Source organism: Chitinophagales bacterium (genome assembly GCA_016787225.1).
GTDB lineage: Bacteria > Bacteroidota > Bacteroidia > Chitinophagales > JADJOU01 > CHPMRC01.
On record JAEUUY010000021.1, the window covers coordinates 38,091 to 52,438 of the forward strand.

Genomic DNA, 14,348 nt, shown 5'->3' on the forward strand with positions numbered 1-14,348 from the left:
TTTAAGATTCGTTAAATTTCTTCCTTAACGTGTATAATATAGCAAAGTTAATCCAAAATTACTCCTAACTCCCCCCACACTCTACTAGTTGGCAACCCCATGACATTATAATAGCAGCCAACTATTTTTTCAATACCTATCATGCCTATAAATTCTTGTATGCCATAAGAGCCTGCCTTATCAAGAGGTTGGTAGTTTTCGAGATAGAAATCAATATCTCCTTCATTCAACTTTCCAAAATGGACATCTGTTTTTTCTTCTATTTCCCTACATTCATTGTTATCATAGATAGCGATACCTGTATGCACTTGGTGAACTTTCCCTGAGAGAAATTGTAGCATTAATTTAGCTTCCATTATATCATGCGGTTTCCCTAGCACCTTGCCTTCACATAGAACTATGGTATCGGCTGTGATGAGAATATGTTCCTTGAGATTTACTTTAGATTTTAAATCATCGCCTTTTAATTTCGCAAGATAAATAGGGATTTTCTCCAGAGCAATATCGTTTGGATATATCTCTTCAATATCCGATTTGATTACTTCTATTTCTCCATGCCATATAGCAGCCAATAGTTCTTTTCTGCGAGGAGACCCCGAACCTAATATGATTTTCTTATGTCTCAATTCAATAATTAATTATCTGTTAAATTCCAACCGCTTTCCTCTTATGTCATTTTGTATTTCTCCAAATTTTTGCATCAAGATGCCATTCACAAACGTATAATCAATACTATTTGAAAAACTATAACCTTCGAAGGGACTCCAGCCACATTTATAAGCAATATTATCCTTAGTTACGGTATAGTTCTTGTTTGGGTTCACCAATACTAAATCCGCAAAATAGCCTTCTCGAATATAACCTCTATCCTTTATGTCAAAGAGTTCAGCTACTTTATGACTCATCTTATCTACCATCATTTCGATACTCATTTTACCATGACCTACTTGTTCTAGCATCATGAGGAGAGTATGCTGAATGAGAGGAACACCCGATGGACAGTTGGGATAGACTCCAGATTTCTCTTCCCACGTGTGAGGTGCATGATCAGTTGCTATGACATCGATATTGCCATTAATCAATCCATTCCAGACTTCTTCTCGGTCTTCGGCTGATTTGATAGCAGGATTGCACACGATTTGATTCCCATATTTTTCATAATCACTATCCGAAAACCATAAATGATGTACACAAGCCTCAGCGGTTATCCTTTTGTCCTTCATTGGTATTTTTTCAAAAAGCTCCACCTCTTCCTTGGTGGAAATATGCAGAATATGTAATCTGGAATTATACCTTTTCGCAAGTTCTATCGCCTTTTTAGAAGAGGCTATACATGCCTCTCTATCCCGAATTATGGGATGAAAAGCTGCATGATGCTCGTTCTTATATTTTTCTTTATTAGCTACCACCATGGCTTCATCTTCACAATGTGTGGCAATAATAGTCGGCGAAAATTCAAAAATATCAGAGAGTGCTTTTTCATCATCTACGAGCATGTTGCCTGTAGAGCTACCCATAAAAATCTTGACTCCGCAGGCATCCAATGGATTCAATCGCTTTATATCTTCAATATTATCATTACTTGCTCCGAAGAAGAAGGAATGATTCGCATAAGAGGTTTTAGAAGCTATAGCGAATTTTTCTTCTAATTTTTCCTTAGTCAAGGTAGCAGGATTAGTATTGGGCATTTCCATATAAGAGGTTACACCACCTAGCACTGCTGCTCTCGATTCTGTTTCTATATTAGCCTTATGCGTCAATCCTGGTTCACGGAAATGCACTTGATCATCTATAACACCGGGCAATAATAATAATCCTTCGGCATTGACTTCTGTTGCGGTATAGGGTATAGTTATATGGCTATCAATTTTTTCAATACGTCCGTTTTTGATAACTATATCGCCTTGTGTTTTTTTGTATTCATTTACTAGAGTTACATTTCTGAGAATATAGTTCATAAAGTGATTATTTTCTTTTTTGTAAAAATATAGAAATTTCTTGCAACAAAATTGGATACTTTTTAAAAAGTGTTTTCCGTTATAAGTTTGAATTTAAATCCATATAATATGACCACAACCATGCAAATTGCGCAATACGGGAGTCTAGATGATCTCCTATTCAGAGGTAAAAATAAAAATTATGGAGCTTATGAGCTTCGTCAAGCTTATGAGCATAGACTAAGGAGGGCATTGATTTTGTTTTTTGGTTCGGTGTTAAGTATTATAATAATAGCACAGTCCTATGAAAGATGGATAGGCAATTATATTATAGTAAATACGGATCCGCCAATCGATGGTAGAATTTATGATCCTACCGAAATGACAAACGTAGTGATAGATAAACCCAAAATAGACCTACCTCAAGCCCAGCAAGATATTTCTACGATTATGAATGTAGCTCCTACCATAGTCGATAATCCTCCAGCAACGGATGATAAAACAATGAAAGATATAATAGATAGCGACTTACAGTCTGATGTTACTGATCATACTGGAAGTGTTATAGGACAACCCAGCCCTGACCCTGTCGTAGCAGGTTCTAATCTTGGAACAAGTGACTTTGATCCAAATACGATTTATGATATTGTAACTGATGATCCAGAATTTCCAGGAGATTTAGGTAAATATATGGGTAGCCGCTGCGAATTCCCTGCATTTGAGAAAGACTTAGGTATCACTTCTGGCAAGGTTGTAGTAGGATTTGTGGTGAACGAAGATGGGAGCATATCAAATATTCATTTGAAAGTTAAGGATAGAGAATCTTTTAATCAACAAGTCTTGAAGGCTATCAATGCAATGCCTAGATGGAAAGCAGGTAGCAATAATGGGCATAAAGTAAAAGTGAATGTAGAACTCCCTGTGAATTTTACCATCCCAGATTAATTTTTTCTAGGTTTTATGTTTTAGGTTGTGGGAAGGAGTTGAAAGGCTTCTTCCCATTTTTTACTTATAAAAAAATAGACCTACTTGGTAATAGTCATAACCTTTTTACCGAGTTTTAACCTGTGATTGTGTTTTATAAACCAATTGGGAATAAAAACAACTAACTAATTATCTTCAGCACCATTTCAAATAAAATTTCCCTGTAAGTCAAGGTAGATCCAGTCATACCCTTTCTGCGCATATCATATTCCGCAAGGGTAGTCAATGCATTTTCAAGCTGAGCTATAGTATATTTACCTGCAAATTTTTGTTGCTTATCTAATTGCCATATTGCATTCGAAGATATACCAATTTCTGCTGCCAAATCCTGCACACTCATTTTTACTCGCTGGCTAAGTTTGATCTGATATAGTGTTTTGAAAAATGGAAAAAGAATTCCAACGAGCAGTTCAAAAGGCCATGTCTTTTCATTCTTGACATAATAGTCTAATATCTTGAAAACATTTTTAGCATTTTTTTCGCCAACAGCGGTGGTGAAATCATAAATGGCATAGTCTTTCATAATGCCAAAACTCTGCTGAATATCCTGGGATGTTATTGGTTTTTCAGGATTATGGGAGATGATAAGTTTCTGAACTTCATTATGAATACGTTCGAGATTAGTACCAGAGTATTCTATTATAGTCTGCACAGCATCTGCCTGAATAGTATAACCAGCAGCTTTAAATTCGCTCTGTATCCACTTAGGCATATCTTTTTCTTTCAACAGCTCCGATTTGAAAACCGTGGCTTGTTTGGTAGGCATTTTTTTGTCAAGCGTTTTCGTATTTTTAAATACTAAAACTAGTATGGTCGATTCGATGGGTTTTTCTAGATATTTATATAATATATCCATTTTCTTAGCACAATCTTGTGCCTCGCGCACCACCACGAGCTGTCGTGGATTGGCTGTAAATGACATGGGAGTGGTCATGCAGAGGTCTCGCAATGAACCCATCTGCACATCGCGACCATAGAAAATGTTTTGGCAAAAGCTCCGCTCACTTTCTTCAAGCGCATTTTCAATGAGTAATTCAGCTAAGTAATCGATAAAAAAAGGCTCTTCCCCATAAAATATATAGGTGCCTTTAATTTCTTTTTTCTTAAAACTTTTAACTAAATCTTCGAGTGCTGCCATTGATGAAGCAAATTTAGGATGAAAGAATGTTTTGTTGTTAAAACAATTTTATGAGTTATTGAAAACACTAAATCAGATCTTCAAGTGAATAAATAATTCTATCAGACATGCTATAGTATAGTTTTTCTCTTCGTTTTTTTAACTCAATAATGTCATCTACACTTTTATCAATTAATAATGGTCTAGAATTATCCATTTTTACCCTATTAATTAACTCCTCATTCGATACATTAAGGTAAATTACCTCCCCAATACGCTTCATTTTCAAAATGTTGTCATGAAAACATGGCATGCCACCACCGCAACTAATTACAGCGGGAACTTTATCTATTGTTTCTAGCCAGTTTTTTTCTAGATTTCTAAAATAACTTTCGCCATAGGTATGAAAAATATCTTGAATTGAAATTCCTTCATTCCTTGCAATTTCCTCATCACTATCCCTATGGTCTACCTTGTATATTTTCGCCAATTCTTTAGCTAGTGTAGTCTTGCCAGCACCCATAAACCCTATGATGAAAATTGGTCTATTCATTGCTTAGGAGGAAATTCATAGTATCGACGCCATCAGCATAGTCTGATAATGCAGGTTGCTGAGTCTGGCCGAATGGGACAAAATCACGTCCGACTATGCACTGAATATCTTGCTGATTAGCTGCTAATAAAGACTTTACTTCTTTTATATCTTCGAAGCTTTCATAATTCAATACCGAAATAGGTGAGAAGAGGCTCTTATCCTCTTTGAGCATTAGAAAATTATTGCTTAAATGCGGCACCTTGTTGAGCAATAGTAGGGTACGCTGATAATCATAGTTATTCATGTATTTTACATGATTAAAAAAGCTATTATAGCGCTCGCTCGCCTCAAAAATTCTGGATAATTCAAAACCTTTTTCAATCCACAACTTGGATACATTTCTACATCCAAGACCGAAATAAATGAAAATATCATCAATTAAAAAATTGAGTTCTTCATTTGATATATCCTTAGGCACAATAGCTACCGAAGTACGATTTCTACGGAGTATATTTTTATATTTACCGAAATATTGTTCGAAATAGTTGTAGGCAGAATTTGAGCCTGTAGCTATTATTTTTTCGCAACTACCTAACCGATCTACTATAGATAATCGTTCTTTCCAGAGAGGGTCTATATCTGTCCATAACTTTAAAATGTGAGGGGTAAGTTTTAAGTCTTTAGATGATAATTTGATTTCTATTTTTTCCGAACAAAAATAACTACAGAGTATATCGTGAAATCCTACAATAGGTATATTACCCGCAAGAATAATACCCAACGAACCTTTTTCTTTAACCGCATAATGCCCTAGCCAAGCATCCAGTTTATCTGTTTGTAGAAAATTATTGGTGATACTCTCTAAACTCAATTTCGTGAAGTCCGGAATAAACCAAGGGTTTTGAGATTCTACACTCCATAGAAAATCTTGGTCAATCGATAATTTCTTCAATTCGGTGCCGAGTGCCACCAGATGTTGAATTTTGGTATTCATTTACCTCGCATCGGAAAATTAAACAATTTGGAAGTAATAATAGGCACCACGAAGATTAAAACCGTAAGTAAAGATAATACGGTCTCGGCAGTATGACTTGTCATAGCTTTCGTGAGTGCGCTGTCCTTATAAAAATGTTCGTAAATAGAAAACGTGAGTTTAAGACCTAAAATAAAAATAACAATAAAAGCAGAGGTCTCTAGAAATGGGAAATGGTTTATCATTTTATTGAAATACTGAGCGACAAAACGCATAGATAATATACCTATGAATACTCCAACTATGACCAAAAGAATATTGGGTGTAAATGCTACCGCAGCAAATACATTATCGATAGAAAAGGCGATGTCCATGAGTTCTACCATAAGCACGGTCGTCCAGAAAACGCCTAGATATTTCTCCAAAAAATGATGAAATGCGCTTTTCTCAACCTCGTGCACTTCATCTTCATATTTATCTTGTTTCCCTTTCCACCAATCGAAAACCATATATAAAAGATAAAGACCACCTAGAGGCTTTAGCCACCATATTTTAATGATAAAGGATGCAAAAACTAAGGCCAAGCCTCTAAATACATAAGCTCCAATAATTCCATATTTAAGAGCCTTATCTCGTTGGTCCTCGCGAAGAGGTCTTACCATGATTGCTAATACGGTAGCATTATCTAGAGATAAGAGGCTTTCTATAACGATGAGATTTAATACCACCATCAATGCTGGTATAGGTTGTGCTAATATTTGATTGAACTCGTCTACGAACATAGTTGATTCTCTGTGAGACTATAAAATGATTTAATTAGATTACGCTTCAGCAATAGCTGCACCAGCATAAATACGATTCATACGAGCTATATTGCTAAGTGATATGCCTTTGGGACATTCTGCTTCACATGCGCCTGTATTGGTACAATTTCCAAAGCCTTCGGCATCCATTTGGGCTATCATTTTGAGCGCTCGCTCGCCTGATTCTACCTTACCCTGCGGCAATAAATCTAGTTGCGATATTTTAGCAGAAGTAAATAACATAGCAGAGGCATTCTTACATGCCGCTACACATGCTCCACAACCTATGCACATAGCCGCTTCAAAAGAAAGATCAGCATCTTTCTTAGGGATAGGAATAGCATTCGCATCTATAGTTCTACCACTAGTATTGACATTCACGTATCCACCAGCTTGAATAATTCTATCAAATGCACTTCTATCTACCACGAGGTCTTTTACTACAGGAAAAGCTTTGGCTCTCCATGGTTCGATGTATATAGTATCACCGTCTTTAAACTTTCTCATATGAAGCTGACAGGTGGTAACTCTATCATCCGGACCATGAGGGCGACCATTGATATGCAAGCTGCACATACCACAAATTCCCTCTCTACAGTCGTGGTCAAATGCCACTGGCTCATGTCCTTCATTGATTAATTTTTCATTGAGAACATCCATCATTTCAAGAAAAGACATATCGGGCTCTATTCCAGATATTGAGTAATCTTTCATTTCGCCTTTAGCATTCTTATCTGCTTGTCTCCAAATTTTCAATTTTAGGTTCATTCCTGACATGAGTGGATATTTGAATTTTGTACAAATGTACAAGAAATTTCCTATCATTGTAATCATAAATACTCTTAATTTTTATCTAATTTTGCTTTAGTAAATGTGGAAAAGTAGAAGGTTTTCTTAGCATTTTTTTGCTACTTTTACATAATGAATTTTTCGACAGGAAATTTAAAAAAGCTAGAATTACTTATAAAAGAGGCTGGATATACACTCCGTTATGAAAAGGGAAATTTCAATTCAGGTTATTGTCTCTTAAAGGATAAAAAGATAGTTATTATCAATAAATACTTTACAGAAGATGTCAAGTTTCAAAAACTACTGGATATAATGCAAACTATCGACTTTCATGGAGGCCAAGGCTTAACAGAGGCTTCTTACAAGATTTGGGAGAAATTATTTCCTGTAAAAATGGAAGAAAATCTGATTCCTTTTCTCGATGGAGAATAAAATTCTTTTTTTAGGAACAGGTACCTCCGTCGGAATTCCTATGGTCGGATGTCCATGTGAGGTTTGTCATAGTGAGAATTTCAAGGATAAACGTTTACGAACTAGTGCTTTAATTCATTATCAAAACTTCAATTTTCTCATCGATATTGGTCCAGACTTTCGTACCCAAATGCTCATGAATCATGTTTCCAAGATTGATGCCATATTGCTGACTCATCCTCATCGCGACCATATTGCGGGTTTTGATGAGATAAGAGCACTGAATTTTCTTTATGAAACGAAGGTGGACTTGTATGCTAATTCTTTTACCTGGGATAGTTTGAAAAAGCAGTTTTACTATGCCTTTATGGAGACCGATTATACCTCAATCCCTAAAGTTGACTATACTGAAATAGATAATGCTCTATTTCAATATCAAGATATCCTTATACAACCAATTAAGGTAATGCACGGTAGCATGCCTTGCCTAGGTTATCGCATAGGAAATTTAGCCTATATTACTGATGCCAATGCTATAGAAGATACGGAGCTGGATAAACTAAAAAATTTAGATGTTTTAGTTCTCAATTCATTGAGAAAATATCATCATCCAAGTCATTTTACATTGGAAGAATCCTTAGAAATTGTTTCAATTTTGAAACCTAAGCAGACCTATTTTATTCACCTCAGTCACCATATGGGTAAACATGATGAAGTTGAATTGGAATTACCAGAGAATGTATTTTTAGCCTATGATGGTTTACAGGTAATATTTTAGACAAAAAATCGCCATGCCCAAAATTTTCTTTTCAATAAGTATTCGAAATTAGATTCTTCATAATAGGCTTCTTTTTCAAAAGGAATATTCATATAGGATGTAAAATGATTGAATCCTTTGAGGCGATAATAGAAATAGAAACCTAGATAAGCAATATAGAATGGCAGAACCAACATTTCAATTTGTTGTCGAATATGAATTTTTTCATGATGAATCGTCACTTTGCTTTCCTTTGTTTCTATATTTTTCACTAATATAAAAGGCCAAAGTGCCATAGCACTCACATATTTACCAGCGAAAAATTTTAAGAAACGAGGGGTGATTAGAATCATAGTTTAAACATAGAAAGAAAACCCTTTAAATGACTATAATCTAAGACTGCTAATAGACCATCTAAATCTTTATTTAGTCCTTGACTATCAAGCTTAATTCGAATTTGATTTTTAATATCTTGTAAAAATAAATCCTGTTCGTGAATCATCGTTAAATGCTGGCAAAAAACGGCATGAATATTATTAGAATTGGGATTAGGATTATCAAATATATAGTCCTTTAGCTCATTGATTTTACCATCAAAAAATAGCTTCTTAGCGATATTTTTTATTTCTTTGATTACTATATCTATCTCCTCCGATTCAATTCTTTCGGGGCTATTCAGATTGCGGAAACTCTGTGCTATGATATCTTTTAACACTGCAGCTTAACGTTTTTTGTTTGTATATGCTGTTATTGGTATTATCATTTCTTCAAGTGAAATACCGCCATGCTGAAAGCTGTCTTTGAAGAAATTGACAAACTGATTGTAATTGTTTTGATATATAAGATATACGTCTTCCTTAGCAAAAATATAAGATGTGCTCATATTGGCTTGAGGTAGCCCAATTTCTTCTGGTTTACGCACTGCATAGACATCTTTCTCTACAAATTGCAGATTCTTGCCTGCTTTATATCGAATATTCGAGCTAGTCAATCGATCACCAATGCACTTAGAGGGTTTCATAACCTGAGTCGTGCCATGATCCGTAGTGACAATAATATTGATATCTTTTGTCTGTAATTTTTTTATGAGGGATAGTAAACTGGAGTGTTCGAACCAAGATAGAGTCAAGGAACGGAAAGCTTTTTCATCTTTGGCTAATTCTTTCATCACATCCATTTCGGTACGTGAATGTGATAACATATCTACAAAATTAAACACAATTGCATTGAATTGATTGTGCATGAGATTATTAAAATCTTTGACCAATTGATTGCCATCTTCCATATGTATCACCTTGGAATAGCTATGCTTCACAGGATTTTTAAAGTTCTTAGAAAGTTGATGCGCTAGCAAATCTTTTTCAAATAAATTTTTGCCCCCTTCTTCATCATCGTTTTTCCAATATTGTGGGAGTTGTTTGGATATTTCCAATGGTGTCATTCCTGAAAAAATAGCATTTCGGCTATATTGCGTAGCTGTAGGTAGAATACTAAAAAATGCATCTTCATCTACTCTATCAAACAACTCATCAAAATAAGGTTGAATCATTTTCCACTGATCATAGCGCAGATTATCTATAAGAATAAAAAAAGTGGGCTTTTCGGACTGAATGAATGGATAGACTTTTTTTCGAAACAAGGTATGAGATAGGGTAGGGGTATCAGCACTCATTGGCGCACTCATCCATTGTGCATAGTGTTTTATTACAAATTTATTGAACTCTACATTGGCTTCTTTCTTTTGCATTTCCATGATATGGAACATTTCATCAGATTTGGCATTGTCTAGCTCAAGTTCCCAATACACGAGGTTTTTATATAATTCTACCCATTCATGATAATCAGAAACAGATTGTATGGTCATAAAAAGCTTCTGAAACTCCTGCTGATATGCTTGCGAGGTTTTTTGAGTTACCAGTCGTTTATTGTCAATGAGTTTCTTTAGAGTTAGGATTATTTGCTGAGGTTTTACGGGTTTTATCAGGTAATCCGCTATCTGCGAGCCTATCGCTTCTTCCATTAGGTCTTCCTCTTCATTTTTAGTAATTAGTACAATTGGAATATGATTTTTAATTTTCTTAATTTCTTGTAAGGTTTCAAGACCGGAAAGGCCTGGCATAGACTCATCTAAAAATACTACATCATAATTTTCTTCTAATACTTGGTCCAAGGCATCTTGACCATTGGACACAGCATGCACCTGATACCCTCTATCCTCCAGATAGGTAATATGAGACTTTAGAAAATCTATTTCATCATCGGCCCATAAAATTTTGATTCTATCCATTATTTAGAGATTTACATAAAAAATATCCTGCGAAGATAATGAAATATCAACGCAGGATATACGATTCTAGTATGTAATACCAATCTTACTTATAAAAAAGTCCAATGAATTTTATAAGTTTAGAGTGGTATATGCCTTAGTGAATTGTGTTTAGTCCAATGGAGCGTAGCGTAAAATTGGACTATTAAAGAATTCCAAACGGTATAAAATAAATTATAGCCCCGCTTCTACGGTATAATTCGCTTTTACCTTTATTTGTAACGCTTTTGTAGTAGCTCGTCTTAGTGTTCCATTAACAACATAATAAAAATTAGTAGGTTTATCGTCCGCTAAAATCTTTTTCACATCTACCGTTTGATTTACAGGTACATTTAATGTTGTAGCATAGGAGTCAGTATTCGTAATAGTTCCTATCAATTGAGGGCTTGTAGTTTTATCAGTCAACAAATTAAAATTGAGAGTTGAAAAATTTGCAAAGTTATTTGTTGAATCTGGATTCAATAAGGTAAGATCTATGCTATTTAATGTAAACTTTTTTATATTACTGCTATTCAAATCAGCACTTTGAGCATTAATTAAACTATCGAGATTTAATTTAAAAGCATCTTGGGTTGCAAAAGATAATGTAGACCCACTTGATGGAAGTGTAATTATTACGTTATCTATATCAAATTTGAAATTTGCTTTAGCGAGCTCCTTCAATTTATCACAACTAATAATAAGTGCTAATAAGCTAAGAATGTAAATAGATTTTTTCATACAATTTTTTTTAAGATTTAGGTAGCTAAGATAAATATTTTTTAACTTAATTAAGATAAAAAATATTCTCAAGCAAAAAAAAGTCTCTAAATATAGAGACTTTTTTATATTAAAAAGAAAATCAATTACTTACTTCCAAGCTCAGATCTGAAGAAGCCAAGAACTTTTACATCTTTGTCTGTTTCTTTGATTACTTGCTCAATCGTTTTCTTGCTATCTTTGATATACTCCTGTTTTAATAGCGTAAATTCTTTATAAAACTTATTAAGAGCACCTTCTGCTATTTTATCTAAAATATTTTCTGGTTTACCTTCTTCAATTGCTTTTTCTCTAGCAATTGCTTTTTCTCTATCTTTTTGTTCTTCTGTAACAGAAGACTCGTCTACAGCTACCGGTTTCATAGCTGTGATTTGCATAGCTAAAGATTTACCTAAATCTGCAATTTCAGGACTGGCTTTACTCATGGCAATAATAGCTCCTGAGCGGTTATTGTGATTATAGAAGCAAACTTGTGGACCTTCGATAGCAGCAAAATTCTGTATAGATATATTTTCTCCTATAACTCCTACTTTTTCAGCTATTCTTTCTTGTACAGACACCCCACCTAAGTCTGCCGCTAATAGTGCATCTGTTGTGGTTATCTTTCCGCTGATAGCGACATCTACGACTGAATTGGTAAATTCTATGAATCCATCATTCTTTGAAACGAAGTCAGTTTCACAGCCCATTTGAAGCATAACTCCGAAGCTATTGTCTGCGGTCGTTTTTATAATAATACAACCCTCGTTAGCATCTCTACCTGCTCTGAGTTCAGCTACTTTAGCTCCTTTTTTTCGAAGATAATCGATAGCCGCATCCATATTGCCACCTGCTTCTTCTAAAGCCTTTTTGCAGTCCATCATTCCGGCTCCAGTAACGTCTCTTAGTTTTTTTACATCAGCTGCGCTTATTGCACTCATATTTATTTGTTTTTTATTGTTTAATATTTAATCTTATTTGAATACAAAAAAGAGACATGGCAGCTATTATACAACCATATCTCTTATATTATAATTTCTACATTTTAATCTTCTGATGAAGTATCTTCTGTTGCAGTTTCAGTAGAGACCTGAATCTCTTCCGCTGGAGTATCCTCAGAGGTATTATCTTCCTTGGAGGTTGCTTTTTCTTTCTTGCCTTCATTGATACAAGCAGCTAAATAAGTAGCTACATACTCTATGGATTTTGAGCTATCATCATTCGACGGTATAGCAAAATTCACTTTGTTTGGATCTGAATTAGTGTCTACCATACCTAGTGTGGTAATACCTAGCTTTTTGCACTCAGTAATCGCAATATCTTCGTGAAGAATATCTACAACAAACACTGCATGAGGAATTCTATTCAAATTAGCTATACCTCCAAGTACTTTCTCCAATTTGTCTTTTTGACGAGAAAGCATCAATCTTTCTTTCTTAGTGATATTTTTTACGGTACCATCCTTGAACATTTTATCGATGCTCTGCATTTTTCTTACAGATTTACGTATGGTTGTAAAGTTTGTAAGCATACCGCCTAACCATCTTTCAGTTACAAAAGGCATTTCACAGCTCATAGCCGCTTTTTTCACTATGTCTTTTGCTTGCTTTTTTGTAGCTACGAATAAAACAATTTTATCATTCTTAGCCATATTTCTCAGAACGTTGCCTGCCTCTTCTAGTTTTGAGGCCGTTTTGTTGAGGTCTATTACATGAATTCCTTTCTTTTCAGCGAAAATATAAGGAAGCATTTTTGGATTCCACTTTTTTCTTAGGTGTCCGAAATGAACGCCCGCTTCTAACATTGCTTTTTGATCTATTGATGCCATCTATATCTTTTTACTTTATTTGATAAATATTATTCAATTATTCTAGCTTGGGATTAACGCTTGCTGTACTGCTCTCTCTTACGAGCTTTTCTGAGACCTGTTTTCTTGCGCTCCACTACTCTTGCATCTCTGGTCATTAATCTTTCCGCACGCAATGCTGGTTTGTTTTCTGCATTATCCTGAACGAGGGCTCTAGCTATACCTAAGGTAATAGCATCTGTTTGACCTTTGATACCACCACCACTTACATTGACCTTCACATCAAATGCTTCTGAAATCTCTAGCACTCTTAGAGGTTTCAAAAGAGCATCTTGCATAAACTGAAGTGGAAAATACTCTTTCAAATCTTTACCATTGATGGTGATTTTTCCTGTACCTTTCGTGATAAAAACGCGAGCAATAGAAGACTTTCTTCTACCTACCGTTATTGTATTTTTCTTTGTTGCCATTCTTTATATTATATATAATAATTTTATGAAATAAGGTTGAGACTATTTTAACTCTATTGGTTTCTGAGCAGCATGCGGATGGTCTGTTCCTTCAAATAAATGTAGTTTGCCAAACATTTGTTTTCCTAGTGGGCTTTTTGGAAGCATACCTTTTACAGCTGTCTCAATCATTGACTTAGGATTTTTTACGTTTAGATCCTTCGCAATGATAGACTTTTGGCCACCTGGATATCCAGAATATCTTAAATATTCTTTTTGACTCCACTTACTACCTGTCAAATGAATTTTACCACAGTTCAATACGATAACATTATCGCCTGCATCATCATTTGGAGTGAAAGAAGGCTTATGTTTACCTCTTAATATACTAGCTATTTTTGTACAAAGTCTTCCTAATGTCTGACCTTGGGCATCAATAACATACCAGCTCTTTTGGTGCTCTTTTTTGCTTACAAATCTTGTCTTATAACTTAAATGATCCACTTTACTATAATTTTTTAGTGTTATTTTTTTGGGAGTGCAAATATAGAATTATTTTTTTTAAATAATTGCATATTTTTTTTAATGGGTTCATTTATGTATTGATTTTCAATGTATAAATGGCATTATTTTTTGTTGTGGTTAAAAATGTAATAAAGAAAAACTTCATAATTAAAAAAATGTTGTATATTTGCTGTAAGGTTTTCCCGATGAAAGTCGGG

At 34.7% G+C, this 14,348-nt stretch carries 18 protein-coding genes; 3 read left to right on the forward strand and 15 right to left on the reverse strand.

All coding sequences use genetic code 11. The features are described from left to right. Positions 1 to 47 precede the first annotated feature (47 nt). On the reverse strand, positions 48 to 626 hold the full coding sequence (gene maf, locus JNL75_07280; protein MBL7789608.1) for a septum formation protein Maf: 579 nt from the start codon (positions 624 to 626) through the stop codon (positions 48 to 50). Positions 627 to 638: 12 nt separating this feature from the next. Further along, entirely contained in the window at positions 639 to 1,958 is a 1,320-nt protein-coding gene (locus tag JNL75_07285; GenBank protein ID MBL7789609.1) for a dihydroorotase, read from the reverse strand. Between the two features lie 108 nt (positions 1,959 to 2,066). Here JNL75_07285 and JNL75_07290 point away from each other — a divergent pair, with 108 nt between their 5' ends. Continuing rightward, positions 2,067 to 2,882 carry a TonB family protein gene (locus JNL75_07290; protein MBL7789610.1) on the forward strand — a complete coding sequence of 272 codons (816 nt, stop codon included), beginning with the start codon at positions 2,067 to 2,069 and terminating at the stop codon, positions 2,880 to 2,882. Positions 2,883 to 3,042: 160 nt separating this feature from the next. Here the strand turns inward: JNL75_07290 and holA are convergent, their stop codons facing one another. The 5 genes from holA to JNL75_07315 all read right to left on the reverse strand — a co-directional run bounded on the left by holA (position 3,043) and on the right by JNL75_07315 (position 7,117). After that, positions 3,043 to 4,059: a DNA polymerase III subunit delta gene (gene holA, locus JNL75_07295; protein ID MBL7789611.1), complete on the reverse strand. Its 1,017-nt coding sequence runs from the start codon at positions 4,057 to 4,059 to the stop codon at positions 3,043 to 3,045. A 67-nt stretch (positions 4,060 to 4,126) separates the two neighbouring features. Beyond that, a complete protein-coding gene (locus tag JNL75_07300; protein MBL7789612.1) occupies positions 4,127 to 4,591 on the reverse strand; it encodes a shikimate kinase in 465 nt (154 codons plus the stop codon). Beyond that, entirely contained in the window at positions 4,584 to 5,567 is a 984-nt protein-coding gene (locus JNL75_07305; protein ID MBL7789613.1) for an acyl-CoA reductase, read from the reverse strand. The genes JNL75_07300 and JNL75_07305 overlap by 8 nt, the downstream gene beginning before the upstream one ends. After that, positions 5,564 to 6,328 (reverse strand): DUF475 domain-containing protein, encoded by a 765-nt coding sequence (locus JNL75_07310; protein ID MBL7789614.1) that lies wholly within the window; start codon positions 6,326 to 6,328, stop codon positions 5,564 to 5,566. The genes JNL75_07305 and JNL75_07310 overlap by 4 nt, the downstream gene beginning before the upstream one ends. A 39-nt stretch (positions 6,329 to 6,367) precedes the next feature. After that, on the reverse strand, positions 6,368 to 7,117 hold the full coding sequence (locus JNL75_07315; protein MBL7789615.1) for a succinate dehydrogenase/fumarate reductase iron-sulfur subunit: 750 nt from the start codon (positions 7,115 to 7,117) through the stop codon (positions 6,368 to 6,370). A 153-nt stretch (positions 7,118 to 7,270) separates the two neighbouring features. On the opposite strand from JNL75_07315, the gene JNL75_07320 reads away from it, so the two are divergent. Further along, positions 7,271 to 7,570 carry a hypothetical protein gene (locus tag JNL75_07320; GenBank protein MBL7789616.1) on the forward strand — a complete coding sequence of 100 codons (300 nt, stop codon included), beginning with the start codon at positions 7,271 to 7,273 and terminating at the stop codon, positions 7,568 to 7,570. Beyond that, positions 7,560 to 8,327, forward strand: a complete 768-nt coding sequence (locus JNL75_07325) for an MBL fold metallo-hydrolase (protein MBL7789617.1) — start codon at positions 7,560 to 7,562, stop codon at positions 8,325 to 8,327. The genes JNL75_07320 and JNL75_07325 overlap by 11 nt, the downstream gene beginning before the upstream one ends. Here the strand turns inward: JNL75_07325 and JNL75_07330 are convergent. The 8 genes from JNL75_07330 to rplM all read right to left on the reverse strand — a co-directional run bounded on the left by JNL75_07330 (position 8,324) and on the right by rplM (position 14,130). Further along, positions 8,324 to 8,659, reverse strand: coding sequence for a hypothetical protein (locus JNL75_07330; GenBank protein MBL7789618.1), 336 nt, complete (start codon positions 8,657 to 8,659; stop codon positions 8,324 to 8,326). The genes JNL75_07325 and JNL75_07330 overlap by 4 nt on opposite strands. Then, a complete protein-coding gene (locus JNL75_07335) occupies positions 8,656 to 9,021 on the reverse strand; it encodes a hypothetical protein (protein ID MBL7789619.1) in 366 nt (121 codons plus the stop codon). The genes JNL75_07330 and JNL75_07335 overlap by 4 nt, the downstream gene beginning before the upstream one ends. A gap of 6 nt (positions 9,022 to 9,027) precedes the next feature. Then, the gene (locus JNL75_07340) at positions 9,028 to 10,593 is read right to left on the reverse strand and encodes a PglZ domain-containing protein (protein ID MBL7789620.1); all 1,566 of its coding nucleotides are present in this window, start codon (positions 10,591 to 10,593) and stop codon (positions 9,028 to 9,030) included. 213 nt (positions 10,594 to 10,806) lie between these two features. Next, positions 10,807 to 11,352 (reverse strand): hypothetical protein, encoded by a 546-nt coding sequence (locus tag JNL75_07345; protein MBL7789621.1) that lies wholly within the window; start codon positions 11,350 to 11,352, stop codon positions 10,807 to 10,809. A 125-nt stretch (positions 11,353 to 11,477) separates the two neighbouring features. After that, entirely contained in the window at positions 11,478 to 12,311 is an 834-nt protein-coding gene (locus JNL75_07350) for an elongation factor Ts (GenBank protein MBL7789622.1), read from the reverse strand. A gap of 104 nt (positions 12,312 to 12,415) precedes the next feature. Next, entirely contained in the window at positions 12,416 to 13,198 is a 783-nt protein-coding gene (gene rpsB, locus JNL75_07355) for a 30S ribosomal protein S2 (GenBank protein MBL7789623.1), read from the reverse strand. A 53-nt stretch (positions 13,199 to 13,251) separates the two neighbouring features. Next, positions 13,252 to 13,647: a 30S ribosomal protein S9 gene (gene rpsI / locus JNL75_07360; protein ID MBL7789624.1), complete on the reverse strand. Its 396-nt coding sequence runs from the start codon at positions 13,645 to 13,647 to the stop codon at positions 13,252 to 13,254. Positions 13,648 to 13,689: 42 nt separating this feature from the next. Further along, the gene (gene rplM, locus JNL75_07365) at positions 13,690 to 14,130 is read right to left on the reverse strand and encodes a 50S ribosomal protein L13 (protein MBL7789625.1); all 441 of its coding nucleotides are present in this window, start codon (positions 14,128 to 14,130) and stop codon (positions 13,690 to 13,692) included. Positions 14,131 to 14,348 lie beyond the last annotated feature (218 nt).